At 48.2% G+C, this 18376-nt stretch carries 13 protein-coding genes; 6 read left to right on the top strand and 7 right to left on the bottom strand.

The window, feature by feature from the left end; genetic code table 11:
• Window positions 1-2: 2 nt before the first annotated feature.
• The 5 genes from MHH92_RS05500 (at window position 3) to MHH92_RS05480 (ending at window position 6547) form a co-directional block, all read left to right on the top strand.
• The gene (locus tag MHH92_RS05500) at window positions 3-1019 is read left to right on the top strand and encodes a FecCD family ABC transporter permease (RefSeq protein ID WP_340902496.1); all 1017 of its coding nucleotides are present in this window, start codon (window positions 3-5) and stop codon (window positions 1017-1019) included.
• Window positions 1020-1080: 61 nt separating this feature from the next.
• A complete protein-coding gene (locus tag MHH92_RS05495; RefSeq protein ID WP_253506027.1) occupies window positions 1081-2028 on the top strand; it encodes an iron-hydroxamate ABC transporter substrate-binding protein in 948 nt (315 codons plus the stop codon).
• Window positions 2029-2343: 315 nt separating this feature from the next.
• A complete protein-coding gene (locus MHH92_RS05490; protein ID WP_076253351.1) occupies window positions 2344-2778 on the top strand; it encodes a MarR family winged helix-turn-helix transcriptional regulator in 435 nt (144 codons plus the stop codon).
• Window positions 2779-2937: 159 nt separating this feature from the next.
• Window positions 2938-4722, top strand: coding sequence for an ABC transporter ATP-binding protein (locus MHH92_RS05485; protein WP_340902493.1), 1785 nt, complete (start codon window positions 2938-2940; stop codon window positions 4720-4722).
• Window positions 4715-6547, top strand: a complete 1833-nt coding sequence (locus MHH92_RS05480; protein ID WP_340902491.1) for an ABC transporter ATP-binding protein — start codon at window positions 4715-4717, stop codon at window positions 6545-6547. Before MHH92_RS05485 ends, MHH92_RS05480 begins: the two co-directional genes overlap by 8 nt.
• Window positions 6548-7221: 674 nt before the next feature.
• Here MHH92_RS05480 and MHH92_RS05475 read toward each other — a convergent pair.
• A complete protein-coding gene (locus MHH92_RS05475; RefSeq protein WP_340902489.1) occupies window positions 7222-8637 on the bottom strand; it encodes an ATP-binding protein in 1416 nt (471 codons plus the stop codon).
• Between the two features lie 415 nt (window positions 8638-9052).
• Between MHH92_RS05475 and MHH92_RS05470 the strand changes: the two genes are divergently transcribed.
• Window positions 9053-9388 (top strand): hypothetical protein, encoded by a 336-nt coding sequence (locus tag MHH92_RS05470; RefSeq protein ID WP_253506012.1) that lies wholly within the window; start codon window positions 9053-9055, stop codon window positions 9386-9388.
• Window positions 9389-9664: 276 nt separating this feature from the next.
• Here MHH92_RS05470 and mglC read toward each other — a convergent pair whose 3' ends face one another.
• From mglC to MHH92_RS05440, 6 genes are all read right to left on the bottom strand, one after another.
• Window positions 9665-10684, bottom strand: a complete 1020-nt coding sequence (gene mglC, locus MHH92_RS05465) for a galactose/methyl galactoside ABC transporter permease MglC (protein ID WP_339299534.1) — start codon at window positions 10682-10684, stop codon at window positions 9665-9667.
• A gap of 15 nt (window positions 10685-10699) precedes the next feature.
• Window positions 10700-12205 (bottom strand): sugar ABC transporter ATP-binding protein, encoded by a 1506-nt coding sequence (locus MHH92_RS05460; protein ID WP_047841838.1) that lies wholly within the window; start codon window positions 12203-12205, stop codon window positions 10700-10702.
• A gap of 74 nt (window positions 12206-12279) precedes the next feature.
• Window positions 12280-13341 (bottom strand): galactose ABC transporter substrate-binding protein, encoded by a 1062-nt coding sequence (locus MHH92_RS05455; protein WP_036606548.1) that lies wholly within the window; start codon window positions 13339-13341, stop codon window positions 12280-12282.
• Between the two features lie 174 nt (window positions 13342-13515).
• Window positions 13516-14694 carry a substrate-binding domain-containing protein gene (locus MHH92_RS05450; RefSeq protein WP_340902482.1) on the bottom strand — a complete coding sequence of 393 codons (1179 nt, stop codon included), beginning with the start codon at window positions 14692-14694 and terminating at the stop codon, window positions 13516-13518.
• The gene (locus MHH92_RS05445; RefSeq protein WP_340902481.1) at window positions 14681-16468 is read right to left on the bottom strand and encodes a sensor histidine kinase; all 1788 of its coding nucleotides are present in this window, start codon (window positions 16466-16468) and stop codon (window positions 14681-14683) included. The genes MHH92_RS05450 and MHH92_RS05445 overlap by 14 nt, the downstream gene beginning before the upstream one ends.
• Before the next feature lie 26 nt (window positions 16469-16494).
• Window positions 16495-18228 (bottom strand): response regulator, encoded by a 1734-nt coding sequence (locus MHH92_RS05440; protein WP_340902480.1) that lies wholly within the window; start codon window positions 18226-18228, stop codon window positions 16495-16497.
• Window positions 18229-18376 lie beyond the last annotated feature (148 nt).

Genomic DNA, 18376 nt, shown 5'->3' with positions numbered 1-18376 from the left:
CGATGAATTTTAATACACCTTCACGAGGTAAACGTTCGATAGTTGTCAGTATCACGCTGCTCTGTATCGCCATTGCCGTTATTGTGATCAGCCTGAACACGGGAACCATTCGTCTCTCCCCAGCGGCTGTGTTACAGACTCTGCTTGGTAATGGCAGTTCGGATGATCAGATTGTACTGTTTGATTACCGACTGCCTCGCATCCTGGTAACTGTACTGGCCGGAGCAGGACTTGGTATTGCCGGAGCAGCCTTACAAGGGATCACCCGCAATCCATTGGCGGACCCGGGCATTCTGGGATTACATGCAGGGGCTGCATTTGGACTAATGGTGTTTGTTAGTCTCTCCTTTACGATGGATGGTTCTGTGGCCTTGCTGATCCCGTTGTTTGCTTTTGCAGGCAGTGTTGCTGCCGCCTTGATCATCATGCTGTTATCTTATGATCGGCACAACGGCGTATCACCCATTAAGCTGATTCTGGTGGGAATCGCGGTAGCAGCCGGGTTCCATGCGTTAACACTCTATCTATCCCTGCGTCTGGATGAAGACACTTATTCCTTTGCCGCTCGCTGGTTGGCAGGAAGCGTCTGGGGCCGGGATTGGATTCATGTGCAAGCGTTGCTTCCTTGGGTGGTGTTATGTATCTCGTACATCTGGAGTCGATCCAAAACGCTCGATGCCTTCAATCTTGGAGATGCTGCCGCAACCAGTATCGGGACACCTGTCCGATCCCAGCGTATTATTTTACTGCTCTGTGCCGTGGCTTTGTCTGCCGTTAGTGTATCCATGGCTGGTGGAATCGGCTTTATCGGTCTGGCGGCACCACATCTGGCGCGTAGGCTTGTCGGTCCGATGCATCGGCATCTGATTCCAGCCGCCGGGCTTATCGGTATGGTTATTCTGGTGAGCGCCGATACAATCGGGCGAACGATCTTTCAGCCTAATGCCATTCCGGCAGGCGTGGTGGTTGCCGCGATTGGTGCACCTTACTTTTTGTACCTGTTAGTACGAAGCAAGTGATCTTTTTTTCAAAAAAACAATTAAGACATCCAAGAGATGTTCGAGGAGAATGTGATTACCCATGTTAAAGAAAAATCTTATGCTTGTCATGAGTATCTGTCTGGTGCTTGTGCTTGCAGCCTGTGGAACGACCAATAATTCATCATCTGCTTCTGGTGGTTCGTCCACGGATACTTCAACCAAGAATCAAGACAACAGTGCAAGTTCGGGAGAGCAACGTATTGCCTCCATGTCGATCCATCTGACCAATGATCTGCTGTCTCTCGGCATTACTCCGGTTGGTTCCGTTATCGGTGGCGAAGCCAAAGGTTTCCTGTCCCATGTTGCTGATCAACTTCAAAATACAACGCCACTTGGTCCGGTTAAAGACCCGGATATGGAAGCTTTGCTTGCCCTGAAACCGGATGTGATCTATCTGGACGAAGAATTTTCCGGTGGTGATATTGCCAAATTCGAAAAAATTGCTCCGGTGCATGTCTTCAATCTGGATGACGGTACATGGCGCGACCATCTGAAAGACATTGGCAAACTTGTGAATCGCGAGAAGGAAGCCGAGCAATACATTCAGGACTACGCAACCGAAACGGAAGAAGTGAAATCTCTGATTCATGACACGATTGGTGATGGGACTGTGATGGCAATCCGTGTTACTGCTAAAGAATTACGTGTATTCAGTACACGCCGTCCCATGGGTCCCATTTTGTATGAGGATCTCGGTCTGACTCCTGCCAAAGGGATCACAGATATCGATTCGACTAAACCGTATCAAGTCGTCTCCCGTGAAATATTGCCGGACTATGATGCAGATGCGATCTTTGTAGTTGTGAATTCGGATGATGAAGCCCAGACCATGTTCAAGGAACTGCAAAACAATCCGATCTGGCAAGGCCTGAAAGCAGTCAAAGCCGGCCATGTCTACCCGATTGGTGCACAGCCTTGGCTGGATTACTCATCGATCGGTAATAAAATGGCCATGGATGAAGCCAAAGAAATGTTCTCCAAAAAATAATTTCCCTTACACTCCACACTTAACGTGTCACAATACAAAAAAACCTCTCTTAGAGACCGGAACAGAGTTAGTTATCATACTCTCTTCCGCTCAAAGCAGAGGTTTTTGTTTTTTTCTTATCTATTTTACTTGTTTACTTTCCAGCCAATCGACCTGGAAATACCTTAAATCCAAAATTAACGACTTGTATTCACTTGACGATATGTCAAATCGAACTTAAGATTTATTTAGTCGACTAACTAAATCTTAAGTGTTCAAAAAGTCTGGTTTTCAGTACCGAGAAGATGGAATGAAGGTAGAAATGGAGTAGATGATATGAACCCAGTCCAAAATGATCGGTTAATGGGACAGCTATCCGAACTCGTGAAACTGAAACGCTACAAGGTTCATGAGAAACTTGTGAACCACCCCGAGTTATACCCGGGGCAGCCCCCTTTGCTGTTCCAGCTTGAACGGGAAGATGGCCAATCCCAGAAAAACCTGGCCGAACAACTTCAGCGCAGTCCCGCAACGGTAACCGTGATGCTCAAGCGCATGGAATCATCCGGTTATGTGAGACGTGAAGCAGACCCGAAAGATATGCGCAGTTTGCGGGTATACCTGACGGATCAAGGGCGCTCTGCGCTACAAGAATTGAGAGAAGTGATTCAGGAGTTGGAACAGCAAGCCCAGAAAGATTTTACACCGGAAGAATCCGAGATCATGTCTGAACTTGCACAGCGTATGCTTCAAAACCTGCGTGAAGCTTGAGGTAATACAGACTTGCGACATCGTTTAAAAGAAAATACTTGAATTAATTGCATAACTCACTAAAACGGATTTTTGTAACTATACCTAGCCTTGATTGAAGCAGCTAAAGGTATTATGAAATTGCATAACTCATGCTATGAAGATTGAGGTGATTCCCTATTGTGGACGTTAAAACGATTCTTGACCCCGTATAAGTCGGCGGCAATCGTCGCCCCGCTGCTCATGGTACTTGAGGTTACCATGGACCTGCTCCAGCCCAAGCTGATGTCCAGCATCGTGGATGATGGTGTACTTGCAGGGAATCTGCCCCATATCGTGACTACAGGTCTGATCATGCTACTTGTTGCGTTAATCGGCTGGGTTGGCGGCGCAGGCTGTACACTCTATTCAAGCAAAGCTGCCGTTGGATACGGCACAGATCTGCGCCAGGAGTTGTTTGACCATATTCAAACCTTCTCCTTCCGTAATCTGGATACGTTCCAGGAAGGATCTCTGATCACTCGTCTGACGAGTGACATTACCCAGATGCAGACCTTTGTACAGATGCTGCTGCGGATGTTTATCCGTTCGCCGATGCTGATCATTGGTAGTATCATCATGGCGTTTACGATCAGTGTAAAGCTGGCTTTAATTCTTATTGCGACTGTACCGGTGCTGTTTATTATTTTATTTATTCTGATAAAAGCTTCCTATCCGCTGTTCGCCAGTGTGCAGAACAAACTTGATCAGGTCAACGCCGTGCTTCAGGAGAATCTTGCCGGCATTCGTGTCGTCAAGGCATTTGCACGTGCACGTATGGAGAAAAAACGGTTCAAACAATCCAACGAAGATTACACTACAACCGCCGTCAAAGCTTGGCGGATCGTCACACTGAATGCACCCGTGCTCAGCCTGATGCTGAACGCTACCATTGTAGCGGTGCTGTGGTTCGGAGGTTTCCAGGTAGTGGGAGGCGATATTGCTGCCGGAGATCTGATTGCTTTTATCAACTATGTCACGGTTGTACTCTCTTCCCTCACGTCGATCGGCATGATGATGATGAGTTTCTCCCGCGCCAAGGTATCTGCTGCACGGATCAACGAGGTGTTACATACACAGCCGGATATTCAATCGGGAACCGATAACTCCGGGAATGTACAGTCATCCCCGTCTACTCGTGATCAGTCCCGAAACCAAACGTCTTCTCTTTCCTCGCACACAGGCGGTCAAGTGGAGTTCAGAGACGTATCTTTCTGTTATGACGGAGACCATGCACTCACCGGAATTAACCTGAAGGCTCGCCCAGGTGAGAAAGTGGCCCTGATCGGTTCAACAGGTTCAGGCAAAACCTCGCTGGTGCAGCTGATTCCCCGTCTATACGATGCTTCGCAGGGTGAAGTGCTCGTGAATGGAGTGAACGTTCGCCACTGGGATCTTCAGGATCTTCGCAGCCGTGTATCCATTGTGCTCCAGGAATCCATTCTGTTCAGCGGCAGCATCCGGGATAACATTTGCTTCGGCCGGCCCGGTGCAACGGATGCTGAATTGCGTGCTGCGGCACAAGCTGCGGCAGCGGATGATTTTATTATGAAACTGAAAGACGGGTATGACACGGAACTGGGCCAGCGCGGGGTCAATCTGTCTGGTGGGCAGAAACAGCGGATTTCCATTGCACGCGCCCTGCTCATGCGACCGGAAGTACTGATTCTGGATGATAGCACCAGTGCTGTGGATCTGCGTACGGAAGCGAGCATTCAGAAGGCTTTGCAATCTTTGATGAAAGACAGCACGACCTTTTTGATTGCACAGCGGATCTCCTCCGTGAAGGATGCAGACTGTATATATGTTATTGATGAAGGACAGATCGTTGCCAGGGGCACACATGATGACCTTATGGCTCATTCGACTCACTATCAAACCATCTATTATTCGCAGCAACGGAAGGAGGATGTTCAATTTGGCTAAACCTGCATCTTCCTCCATACAACAAACGGTCGTGCCTCCCATCGGAAGACCCGGACCAGCAGGCAGAGGACCTGTTCCCAAAGTCAGAGCCAAAAATGCTCGCCATGCCCTGATCCGGGTATGGTCGTACATGGGACGTCATCGCAAAGGAGTCATTGCTGCATTAGTGCTGACGGCTCTTGGAACACTGCTCAATCTGGCAGGACCTTACCTTCTCGGCCGTGCCGTTAACGAACATATCGTTCCCAAAGTAACAGCGGGTTTGCTGAAGGAATGTCTTCTTTTGCTGAGTGTGTATGTCCTTGGCTCACTCCTGATGTGGGCTCAATCCTATGTCATGATTGGTGTGTCCCAACTGACCGTTAAGGATCTGCGACATGCGTTGTTCTCCCGACTACAAGAGCTGCCTGTCAGCTTTTTTGATAAAAATCAAAGCGGGGATCTGATGAGCCGGGCGACCAATGATATCGATAACGTATCTACAACGCTGAACCAAAGCGTAACCCAATTGATGTCCAGTGCCATCCTGCTCGTTGGTTCCTTGTCGATCATGTTTGCACTCGATGTTCGGCTTACCCTGCTCAGTCTGGTGACTGTACCCTTGATTACCATCGCCACTCGCCTGATCGCGTCAAGAACACGCAAACACTTCACCGCCCAGCAGAAATTGCTTGGTGAGCTTAACGGGTATGCTCAAGAAACCATTGCTGGACAAAAAGTCGTAGCGGCTTATAACCGTCAGGATCAGGCACATCAACATTTTGAGAATTTGAACAAGAAACTGCGCACATCCAGCACACAGGCCCAGACCGTTTCGGGTTTGGTTGGACCTACGATGAACGTGATGAACAATATCGGGTTTGCCATACTAGCTTCTGTAGGTGGATGGATGGCTTATCATGAAATGACGTCCATCGGACTGATCGTCAGCTTTCTCGCTTACTCCCGCCAGATTGAGCGGCCGCTCAACGATCTGGCCAATCAGTACAATCTGATTCAGGCTGCAATCGCAGGTGCTGAACGAGTGTTCCACATCATGGATACACCTAGCGAATACGTAGAGGAACAGAAGAAACAACTGGATCAGATTCAAGGTAAAGTGGTATTTGAAGACGTCTCCTTCGGGTACAGTGCGGAGCGAGATATTCTTAAGAAAGTTAGTTTTACTGCAAAACCTGGTGAGATGATTGCACTTGTTGGACCCACCGGCGCAGGCAAAACGACCATTATCAACCTGTTACCCCGTTTCTACGAGATTACAGGCGGACGGATTACCATCGATGGATGTAACATCTCGGAACTGGAGAAGGATCAACTCCGTCGGCAACTCGGCATTGTACTTCAGGATGCCTACCTGTTCTCGGGTACCATTCGCGACAATCTCGCCTACGGCAAGCCCGACGCAACCGATGAACAGATCAGGCAAGCGGCTGAGCTGGCGAATGCACATTCGTTCATCCGCAAACTGTCACAAGGTTACGACACCCCCATCATTTCCGGCGGAAGCAACCTGAGTCAGGGACAACGACAACTGCTGACCATTGCCCGGGCAATTCTGGCTGATCCGGCCATTCTTATTCTGGATGAAGCAACGAGTAGCATTGATACGCGCACGGAGATGCACATTCAGGAAGCGATGCGCACTTTAATGAAAGACCGTACCAGCTTTGTCATCGCCCACAGACTGAGCACGATTCGTGAAGCCGATCAGATTCTCGTCATTGATGATGGACAGATCGCTGAACGGGGCAACCATGATGAGTTGATGAAGCAACAAGGATTCTACTATCAGTTACATCAGGGACAGCTCAATAAGTCGAACTAAAGCGTCTCTGCAAACTTACTCCATGCCGAAGCGGACCTTAGCGCGTATGGAGCAAGTAATTACGCTGTATCCTGAATGTGGGAGAACATGTCCTTCGCGTGCGAACAAGCGATCAATATGCCACAAAAGTGGATTTAATCTATTCCAAATGAAAAGCTCCACTCCGTGCCGGGCGGGCTTGAGGACATCGTCCAGCTCGCGGTTGGAACAGAGCAAGAGCGTAAACTAACGAATCTGAGGCGCCTTATTCAAGCTTTTGAAGCTCCCTCAGAAATCTAAAGAACCTGAGACACGTTATATCCAAATAAACAGCCATTTTCAGCGTTTTTTCATGGGATGTTGGGAAATAACGTGTCTGAAGTTTCTTACAAATTAAAGTAAGGACTTGAAGGCCAAATAAGACGTCCTATGTTCCTTAGAAAATCGACTACCCATTCGCCAGGATCAACCGGCTTGAACTTCAGACTTTTATATGCTGACCTCCATCATCATATCGCTTACTTGAATTTGCAGACACACTTATAGCTAAAATGATCTGAACCAATGTAGTCTCCACACATCAACTTATTAATCGAAATATTAAACGCCGCACGGGGTTCTTCTGGACCCATGCGGCGTTTTTATGTTTTTGTCTAATGACTACTTAATTGCTATCTCTAGGTAAGTTATATGATTTACGTCTCCATGGGCAGATGAAGCGTGAAGGTGGAACCAACCCCCATTTCGCTATGGACGGTAATTTTACCATTGTGATCCTGAACGATTTTCTGGCAGAGTGCAAGTCCAAGTCCCGTACCTTCTTCTTTGGTTGTATAAAATGGATTAAAGATGGTGGATAGCGAATTTTCCGGAATGCCGCTTCCTGTATCTGTAATTGAAATGAGCACTGCGTCTCCGTCCTGCAACAAATCCATATGGACCTCACCAGGGTCTGTCATTGCTTCAAAAGCGTTACGAATCAGATTGATCAATACCTGCACAATTTTATCTCGATCCATGATGATCACAACTGGCTCATTAGTCATTTCAAGCGTAATTTGATGCCCTCGGGATGCCGCATCTGACTCGGTCAAAGACATCACTCGTTCAAGGCAGTGACCCAAATGTTCAGGCTTCATGTGATTGGCATGTGGTTTGGAAAACTGCAAAAATTCAGCTGTCAGATCGGTTACTCTTGTCACCTCACCCATAATCACTTCATACCATGGCGCGATATTAAACGCTTGTCCACGTGACAACTGCAGGAATCCCCGAATTGCGGTAAGCGGATTTCGAATTTCGTGAGCCATACCTGCGGCCAGTTCACCCACAGCCCTTAGTCTTTCGGAACGAAATACTTCTTCTTCATTTTTCAGCCATTTGCTACGCTGTTGTTGAAGAAGCCTATCTTCGGCAACCGTCATAAAGTGCTGCAACGAATCCGACATTTCCGGGTACAGGGAGATGCTGTAGCTTACCTGGAGTCCTTGAAGCTGCACGGATAACAGTGACGACATTCGTTCTTCCACATCCTGTATCTCTGGCAAAACGACTGCAAATCGGTCTCCTGCATACCGGGATATGCCATAGGCCTCGGTGAAATGATTGCTGATCATCTGACCTGTACCTGTGATTACCGAACACCAAGGATCTTCTGACTCTTTTTTAAAGCCGCTAAAGTTATTGACGTTCAAAAGGACAAGCAAAAAAGACCGTTGCTCTTCTACCGTCTTATGTAACACCTCCATGTAACCTTCGTAATTCAACAGTCCGGTAAGCGGATCATGCAGGGTCAGGAACCGATTTTTTTCCCGAAGCCTGCGCTTCTCGACCTCACTGTTGATTAAGGTATGATACAAAAAAATGATAACAACCGAGGTTAACAGGTCAAATAACGAAACCAGCAAAGCATATGTATCTACAGGCACATACGAAAGCCGAATCAACGTATATTGCAGCATAAGCAGCAACGAAATCGGCAAGGTCTGCGCCAACCTTGGTTTGTCCTGGATCATTGAAATAATGAGCATATAATACAGCATGTTGCACCAGTTCAGTTCACTGAAATAGTGGAATATCCCGAGAAAAATCCACTGAAATTTTCGCAGCACAGGATATCGTCTCTCCCCATAAATACTTGCTACCAATAATGTCGCCGAAAGTGACATTATTGCCATATTAGGGGTAAGCCTGAGAACATAAGAGGACAGAATGACAAGCAGACAACCTAGCGGGAATATCACCATTTTCATCGTGTAACTAAGCAAACAGCCTCGCCCCCTTTGACATAAAACTCACATCAAACAACTTATGTACATGTATTATATCGATTATGATTAGCTGATGTTGTCGATTAGTGGAGGCTCGTCAAATTCGCACGAATGTATAAATTATGAAGGCAATAGGACATATGATGTAATTGTAATCAACAAAAGTGAAACAATTCCTCTTCGCATAAATCATTATTGTGGTACAATACATTAATGGATTAATTTAGGATAAATACTTTCTTATGGAGGATATCACATGACAACACAACGAAAACCACTGGGCCTCGGAACACTCTCTCTACTCTTACTATTGATGGGTCTCGCCTTTAACTTCCAATGGGGCAAAACAAATTTTATGATCAGTCATTATCTTTTAAACTTAATAAACATACCTATTTATAGCAACGGAACTCAAGGACTTCACATTCCTTTTGTAGTAGCAGCCCTCTTCTGGATTCCAGCCTTCTTGATCGCCAAAAAAAATCGTTCACATTATGGCACAAGTGTATCTTATAACGTCGCCGGATTTATGTTGCTCTTATGCATCATTGGACCAGTTATCCCCGTTATCGATTGGATGGTTAATGGTTAAACAATTAAAGCCAGCTCTCTATATCCCGAGGGCTGGCTTCTTTGCTGCTTTTCCATATAAGATGAACAAATTGTTTACACGATAACGTAGAGGACAGAAATAACCTGAAGAAGCGGAGCGTTCGCCTAAAAGCTTTCTGAAAGAAAGCTGCATCGGAAGCATATGCTATCCCCGGATTTTCACTTCTTTAGAAGGGAATCAAAAAATCTGGGGATAACAGCGATCAGAAGGTTGTTCTGTCATCGGAGTGACTGGTGTAACCTCTTGAGGCTCATCTTATTTTTTCGCCATATACTTACGGATATCAAAAGCCACCGCAGCAACAATGATCAATCCTTTGATAATCAACTGCCAGTATGGACTTACACCGATAAACGTTAGACCATAGTTAATGACCCCGAAGATCAGCACACCCGCCATAACCCCAGGTACCGTTCCAATACCTCCTGCCGTTGATACGCCGCCTACCACACATGCGGCAATCGCATCCAGCTCATACATGTTACCGTAATTGTTCGTAGCTCCACCTGTGCGCGCTGCCTCAAGTACACCACCCAGACCATACAGTGCACCCGCAATGGCATACAGGGCAACCAGGTTGCGAGCCACATGAATCCCGGATACATGAGCTGCCTGAATGTTGCCACCGATGGCATACATGTTTTTGCCGAGACGTGTTTTGTTGAAGATCACCCAGCAGATTAATGCCACCGCAATCGCGATCAGGACAATATACGGGATAGAATAACCCCCGCCCAGATCAATGTATCCAGAGCCAATGACGGTAAAATCGGGTCTCAATCCTCCGATCGGCTGTGACTGGTTGGGTTCCGTATCAAAATAAATGGAGTTCAGTCCATACACGGCAACCATGGTACCCAGCGTTGCGATAAAAGGTGGCACATGTAATTTGGCGACAATAAGTCCATTGACCAAACCCACGAATAGACCTGCAGTGATTCCAACCAGAATCGGCAACAACACCGGCAAATGGGGCAGATCGGGGAAGAAGCGATTGGCATATTCATCAATTTGCAACATCGATGCCGATACAACCGCTGTCAGACCAACCACCCGTCCAGCGGATAGATCGACCCCGCCCGTGACAAGGATAAAGGCTGCACCGAGCGCAATAATGGCCCGTGTGGAGGACTGCTGTAAGATGTCCCGCAGTGTGGAGAAGGCCAGAAAATTCGGATCGGCAATCGCAATACCAATAATGAGCAGGATCAGTACAATAAAGATGGCGCGTTGTGTTACATATTGTTTCACTTGATTGATCATCTGTGTGTTCATCTGTTTCCCTCCTGACTAAGCCATCCGCTGCTGCGCGGCCAGCCTCATAATATCCTGCTCTGTTGCCTCGGCTCCGTCCACGATTCCGGTGAGACGCCCTTCGCTCATCACCATAATGCGATCCGACATACCCAGCAGTTCGGGCATCTCTGAGCTAATCATGATAATGCTTTTGCCCTGACGAGCCAGTTCCGTAATAATGGTGTAAATCTCAAACTTGGCTCCTACATCGATTCCACGTGTCGGTTCATCCAGCAGCAGAATCTCTGGGTCGGTCAATAACCAACGGGCCAGCAGAACTTTCTGCTGATTACCGCCAGACAGGTTTCGAATCAGCGTGTTAACTGAAGGCGTTTTGGTTCTGAACTTCTGCGTCTGCTCACGTGCCTCTTCGCGGCCCTTTTTCTCGTCCAGCAAGCCCACACGATTTCGGTAGCGCCCCAGACTGGCAATGATCGTGTTCTCATACACTGACAATACAGGGAATATCCCTGTAACCCTTCTTTCTTCCGTGAGCAACGCAATGTTATGACGCTTTGCTGCTGCGGGGGAGTTAATCTTCACCTTGCGCCCATGAATTGAAATGGTACCCGAAGCGAGTCCGCGCAGTCCGAACAAGGACTCAATCAGTTCTGTCCGCTGTGCTCCAACCAGGCCGCCAATGCCAAGCACTTCTCCTTTTCGCAGCTCAAAAGATACATCACAAAACGATTTGGACTGGCTTGATGTCAGACCCTCGGCTTTTAATATCACTTCACCGGGTACGTTCGTCCGTTCCGGGAAACGTTCGTCCAGATCACGGCCAACCATACGCGTAATGATCAGATCTGTCGTTAGATCAGCAGCATCCCATGTCCCGACAACGAAACCATCACGCATGATCGTCACTTCATCCGAGATCGTTAGGATCTCCTCCATCTTGTGTGAAATATAGATAATGGATACGCCGCGACTGCGCAGTTCATTAATAATGGCAAATAGCTGATCCACTTCCTTGCCTGTCAGGGAAGAAGTTGGCTCATCCATGACGATGACTTTGGATTGAAAAGAGACCGCCTTGGCGATTTCCATGGATTGAATCTTGGAGACAGACAGTGTTCCCGCCTGAGCCTTCGGATCAATATCCAGGTTCAAGTCCTTGAACAGGGCCAGCGTATCAGTATACATCCGTTTCTCGTCCACCAGTATTCCCCTCATCGGAAAACGACCCAGCCATATATTCTCCATCACCGGACGATGCGGGACCGGATTCAGCTCCTGATGAATCATGGATATGCCTTGCTGAAGTGCCGCTTTGGAATTCGGAATATCCACATCCTTTCCTTCGATACGTATCGTTCCTTCATCCGGGTGATACATGCCGAACAGACATTTCATAAGTGTGGATTTCCCCGCTCCATTCTCTCCCATCAAGGCGTGAACCGTCCCCGGCTTTACTTTCAATGTGACCTGACTTAGTGCCTGCACACCCGGAAATGCTTTAGAAACTCCATTCATCTCCAGCAGGTAAGGTGACTCCATCTTGGTTCCTCCCTTCCATATGACCGTCAAAAAAGGGACGCTACCCGAATGTCGGACGTCCCTGTCTCGTGCTGTTATTGGGCGTCGGCGATGTTGTCTTTTGTAATCTTCTTGTATGCAATCCAGACGTATTTACCATCTGTAATGTCGTATTTGGTATTTTCCTTTGTTGGTGTCTCACCTTTGGCAAGTACGGAAGCCAGTGCCACCGTGGCTGCACCCTGATTCTTGGCATCATTAAGCACCGTGCCCAGCATTGTGCCATCCTGTAGAGCCTGAATGGCTGGAGCTGTTGCATCCACACCTACCACCGGCATGGATTTGCCATCCTTGAAGTATCCGGCTGCTTTCAATGCCTCAATGGCTCCCAAGGCCATGTCATCATTGTTCGCGAGAACAGCTTCAATCTTGTCACCATGGGAAGCCAGGAACGCCTGCATTTTCTCCTGACCTTTCACCCGGTCCCACATCGCCGTGTCTTCCGCCAGTGCTTCCACTTCGATACCGGCATCCTGGATCGCCTGAACCGAATATTTGGTTCGAAGCTCTGCATCCTGGTGACCCGGTTCCCCTTTCAGCATGACGTATTGCAGTTTGCCATCGCCGTTTTTGTCCGCTTCCGGATGTGCTTTCCAGTAATCCACAATCAGCTGACCGGAGATCGTACCGGACTCCTCCGCTTTTGCTCCTACATAGTACACTTTATCCCATTTGTTCATATCTTCAGCTACTGGCTCACGGTTGAGGAATACCACTGGAATGTTCGCTGCCTTAGCCTTGTCAATGATGACACCTGCCGCCGTCCGGTCCACCGGGTTCACGGCCATTGCATTGTATTTCTTGGACACAAACAGATCCACTTTCTCATTCTGGGTCGGCTGTGCATTCTGGCTATCCACGATATCCAGAGTCGCAACACCTTCCGCTGCTGCGGTCATGGCATTACGTACACCCGTCATGAATGTATCATCAAATTTGTAGATGGCAACACCAATCTTCGGCGTTTCCGTACCGGCTGCTGTCTGGCCTCCTGTATCTGTTCCCGTACTTCCACCTGCACTGTCTCCGCCGCTGCTACACCCCGCCGCCACAACCATACATGCCGTAATCAACAGTGTCATCCATGTTTTCTTCATATCCTAATGACCTCCCCCAAGTTCATTCGGCTTCACCGATGTCTTTATTATGAAAGGGTTTACATTAAATTCGAATACAATATCTTCACCTGTTCTATCGAAATCTTCCTCAAGTTAACAAACACCTTAATTTCGTCATTCAGTATTCGTTCCGGCACTCGTTCCAGCATTGGTTCATTGTACAAAAGGAAACAACAGCTTCTGGTTATCCATCCAGAACATATTGTCTGTACTAACCAGCTTGGTCTCAAGTAACACTCTCGCTTGCACCTGTTGATTGTTCAGCCGCGCAACGGCTTGATTCAATCCCAGATAACCTGCACTGTATCCATTCTGGACGATGAGATGATCAAAGACCCCTTCTTGCAATTGCTCCAGTTGCTGTTGTTCACTGCCAAACCCAACAATCCTTACCTTTTCCGCCGATTTGCGTCGATTCAGTTCATCGGCTGCTCCCAGAGAAGCAGGTTCCTGAAGAGTAATGAAGCCATCCACCTCCTGCTGGTCCAGCAATTGCTTCGCAGTCTGCCAACATCCATCCCGTGTATTACATATCGATTTGGGTTCCGCTTGAATATTAGGATACTGTACCAAGGTTTCCATAACTCCCTGCTCTCTCTGAATAAGACCAGAATTAAGAGGATCGGGGCCCAATAAAGCCACATGCCCTTTCCCTTCCAGAAGCTCCGCCATAGCCTGGCCGGCCTGTCTTCCCGCCTCAACATTATCCATCGAGATGAAACTGGTGATGCCTTTCACGGGAAATTCATCGTTAAGCACAATGACAGGAACAATGGTTCCATCGGAATTTGTTGTCTGTGCCTCCTGAATGATGTCACTAAGGGCCTTCTCACTTAGGGGATCAACCAATAGAGCTGATGCCCCCTGCTTCAGAGCCGATGCTGCGGCCTCCACTTGAGCCTGCTCTCGCGCACTGCAAGACAACGTTCCACGGCCTGCATTGGCCTGCTTAACCTGCATCTGACTTCCAGCAGAGTCCAGAATGGCAGGCGTGTACACATCACCATCGGAAGGGTATGCTTCCACAGTAATCAGTTCGGCTCCGTTCTCTTTGGCAGCCGCTTCGGCGCCAAGCCGGATAGCTTCCGCAAGTTCCCCTGTCCCAGCTGGCGTAATCAGCGCGATACGTGGCGGCACTGCCGTAGCATCGGGACTCGATAAGCCACAGGCGCTGCATATGAGCAGACAGCAGCATGCAGCTGTCTGGGTTACTAACCGACGTTTCCGGATTCCAGGAAAGATCGCAGCAACCTTTTTCCAAAACGTACGAATGTATGACCCTACAACTCTGTGGCTGTGGATATCGCCCCTATTCTCCTTATTGTCTGTCATTAGGCTCGCCCTCCTTCTGCTGAGATTGAATGGGAATCCGAACCCAGACCGTGGTTCCTTCTTCCAACTCACTTGCAAATTCAAGTCCGAAGCCCTCCCCGTAGTAAAGCCGAATTCGGTCATGGACGTTGCGTACCGCTACGCCGGAGCCTGCACCACTTTTGACCACAGGACGACCACTTAATAATCCCGACATCTGTGCTTCCGTCATGCCGACCCCATTATCTGTAATGCGAAACACCAGCTTGTTGTCCTCACGATAAACATCGACCTCAATACTTCCTTCGTCCATGTGGTACTCGATGCCATGAACAATGGCGTTCTCAATTAGGGGTTGAAGCACCAGCTTTAATGTCAGGCAATCCAGAAGCGTATCATCTGCCTTAATCGTAAAGTTGAATTTGCGCTTGAACCTCATCTGTTGAATCGTCAAATAATGCTGCGCATGCTCCAGCTCTTCCCTGATCGTGATAATCGTTTTGCCTTGACTGAGACTGATGCGGAACAGGCGAGAGAGAGACGTGATCATCGTAATCACTTCCTCATTGCGGCTCATGCCTACCATGCGCACTACTGAATTCAGAGTATTATATAAAAAATGTGGATTGATCTGGGCCTGCAAGGCTTCCAGCTCCAGACGCCGCTTCTGTTCCTGCTCATGGATGATCTCATCCATCAGGGTGCGAATTTTATTGACCATCAGATTAAAGCGACGAGATAGACGTTCCACCTCCAGCGGCCCTTCAATAGGCAACTCCACGTTGAAATCCCCGCGCTCTACGGCCTTCATTTTACGTTCCATTCGCCGAATCGGACGAGTCAGACTGGAGGATAAGAACAGCGAGACAAGAATGACCAGTACCAGTACAACGACCAATACACGAATGAGATATCCGTTCACTTCCTGACGCGTTGTCATAATCTCATCCAGATAAGCAACACCGACGATTTTCCACCCGATATTGGCAACGGACTTCACGGTATTCAGCCTTTTCTGCCCATCTGCTTCATCTTCGTAACTGCCGGAAGCCACCAAAGCCTGTTCGATATTCTCGCTTTTGAGTCCCATATACATCAATTGTTGCTGCGGATGGTACACGATATTGCCCGCACTCTCATCGATGATATACACGTATCCTCGTTGCCCCAGACTGACCCGACGGCTCAGTTCATCCATCTGTTTGAAATTGATATCGACCAGCAGGATAACCTGCCGATCCTGACCATTTTGCCGTATCGTTATGCCTTTGCTCATGGAAACGACCCATTTATATGGGCCTGTGTACATGTTCTGAATATGAGGTAACGAGAAACTCAGGTGATCCGGCACACGAAGCGCAGACTGAAACCACCCTTGCTGTGTCACATGGGCGCTGGTTTTTAATTCGGCTGTAGGTCGGTTCTTGAGCAATTTCCCCGTGGAATCAAGCAAAGTAATCGAGATGATATCTTCACGACTGCTGAGCAGTGTGTCAAGCTGTTTGTCCACCAGTTCCCCTTCCCATGTCCCGTCACGCAACATGTGTTCCTCAATGGCACGGTACAGATGCGACATACTGCGGACGTAATCCTCCAGGTTATAACTGACCTGATCCACAATTTGTCTCGTCGTGAGTTCCGCACTTCGCTCGGCAGCCTGCGTGAACTTGTCATGCAGAAGCATCGCCATGATGGTTAGCACCAAGACGATGAAGACGGAAAAGGACCATGTAATAATAAACCGGATACTGCTGACTCTGGACGAACGCAGACGAGAGCGTAATTGAGGTCCCATGGACTTCACCCATCTGGACAAGAACTTCATCGGATCGAACCTTCACTTGCCGCCTGGGAAGCCTGTTTACGATATTCTTTGGGCGAGACGCCAATATGTTTTTTGAAACAAAAACTGAAGTAATTGGGTTCGGCAAAGCCAACCTGCTCCGCAATCTCAAACGACTTCAGCTCGGTCGAGCGAAGCAGCTCACGCGCTGCCTCCATTCGGATCTGCATCAGGTACTGCAGGAAGGTAAGTTGTACTTCTTTTTTGAAAATGCCACAAAAATAACCGGAGCTGATATGCAAATGCCCGCACACCTTCTGAATGGACAGGTCCGGGTCAGCATAATGCTCTTTCGTGAAAACTAATGCCTGCTCGACAATATCTTTGTATACATGCTGGCGTCCGCTGGCAATGCGATGTTGTACGAGTAGACAGACTTCCCGTACCTTCTTCTGTGCCTCAGTAAGTCCCGGCAGTCGGAACAAATCCGCATACAACTGGAACCCTGCACCAAAGATGTCTTCCATTTCTTCCCCTGATGCCTGTGCCGCCTTCCATACTGTTGTTAACACTTCAATTAAATAGAGCTGAATATCACTTCGCCCGTGTTCCACTGTAATTTCCCGGAAAATGATCGCCAGTGCTTCCTCCAGCTCTGCTTGTGTACCTGCCTTCAGGCATCGTGTCAACGTCTGCTGCTTCAACTCGTCGAACCGCAGCTTGCCCGCCGTCTGTCGCTCCACGTCTGCAATGTATATGATTGAATCCGTCCCGGGCACAAGCCGATAATCCAATGCCAGCAGGGCATCTTCATAGGCATGATTCACATCCGCGAGTGTATCCACAATCTGACCAGAGCCCACCGTAGCCGGGATACGTAAATAGTGGTTGATGCTGCGCATCACATTTTCCAAAGCCTTCTGTTGCCGCTTCGCTCCATCTGTACCGCCCGAGCGATCCACATAGAGCAGGACAATCGTCTCCTGATGCATAAAAGCATGACCAGCCCCATGCTCCGCCCAAACTTCTGCCGCAATGTTAAGTGCAGCAAAGCGCTTCAGTTCAGCATCCTCAGATTGACGCAAGGAACCTCCGGGAATGAATATCTCAGACTGATCCGCTACCTCGGATGTTGTTTTGTTATGTCGCTGTGGGGGCTCGTTGAATACTCCCTCAGACTTCTCCTTCTGCACATCTCCATCCATATGCAGTGTCAATACGGACACCCCATAGCGTTCCCCTGTCAGATCCAATCCGCATTGTTTGGCTTTACTATGAATATATGTTGAGGATTTCTGTCGATGGAGCAAGGTCGCCATCAGATCTGCCTGTAATAAAGGCAAACTGGTATGATAGTGCTCACGCAGTTGCTGTACATCTTCACGCTCAGCCACTTCAGCCGCCATCTGAGCGCGCAGTCTTGTGAGCAGTTCGGTGAGATGTCCTGCCGAGAACGGCTTCAGCAGATATTCATCCACACTTAACGAGATGGCTTGCCTCGCATAATCAAATTCATCATATCCAGTCAAAATGACCACCTTTACGAGTGGATTACGTTTCCTCAATCTTTGTGCGAGTTCCAGACCATTCATGAATGGCATGCTGATATCCGTCACCACAATGTCCGGCTCTACCCTCTCCGCCATCTCCAATGCTTCCCGCCCATTCTCAGCCAAACCGACTATCCGCAGATCGAGCGCTTCCCAATCGACCTCTACAACAAGTCCTTCACGCACATCTTCTTCATCATCCACCAGCAGTACCCGGTACACGTTTGGATTCCTCCCTTTTGATGACGGCCTTAGCCCTATCAACGAATATATATGTAGCATTGTGAATCATTTGATTTCTTATTGCTCACCGAATTGAAGCAAAATGCAAAGGCTCATGTTGATCTGTTCCAAGGTTGCCATCATAATA

The sequence above is a fragment of the Paenibacillus sp. FSL M7-1414 genome, assembly GCF_038003195.1.
Lineage (GTDB): Bacteria > Bacillota > Bacilli > Paenibacillales > Paenibacillaceae > Paenibacillus > Paenibacillus amylolyticus.
The sequence above is the reverse complement of the archived record's forward strand: the minus strand, read 5'-3'. Positions and strand labels throughout refer to the sequence as shown.

Coding starts and splice junctions, on each gene's coding strand:
- MHH92_RS05500 (WP_340902496.1), top strand. CDS start 3: ATGAATTTTAATACACCTTCACGAGGTAAACGTTCGATAGTTGTCAGT.
- MHH92_RS05495 (WP_253506027.1), top strand. CDS start 1,081: ATGTTAAAGAAAAATCTTATGCTTGTCATGAGTATCTGTCTGGTGCTT.
- MHH92_RS05490 (WP_076253351.1), top strand. CDS start 2,344: ATGAACCCAGTCCAAAATGATCGGTTAATGGGACAGCTATCCGAACTC.
- MHH92_RS05470 (WP_253506012.1), top strand. CDS start 9,053: ATGACAACACAACGAAAACCACTGGGCCTCGGAACACTCTCTCTACTC.
- mglC (WP_339299534.1), bottom strand. CDS start 10,684: ATGAACACACAGATGATCAATCAAGTGAAACAATATGTAACACAACGC.
- MHH92_RS05460 (WP_047841838.1), bottom strand. CDS start 12,205: ATGGAGTCACCTTACCTGCTGGAGATGAATGGAGTTTCTAAAGCATTT.
- MHH92_RS05455 (WP_036606548.1), bottom strand. CDS start 13,341: ATGAAGAAAACATGGATGACACTGTTGATTACGGCATGTATGGTTGTG.
- MHH92_RS05450 (WP_340902482.1), bottom strand. CDS start 14,694: ATGACAGACAATAAGGAGAATAGGGGCGATATCCACAGCCACAGAGTT.
- MHH92_RS05445 (WP_340902481.1), bottom strand. CDS start 16,468: ATGGGACCTCAATTACGCTCTCGTCTGCGTTCGTCCAGAGTCAGCAGT.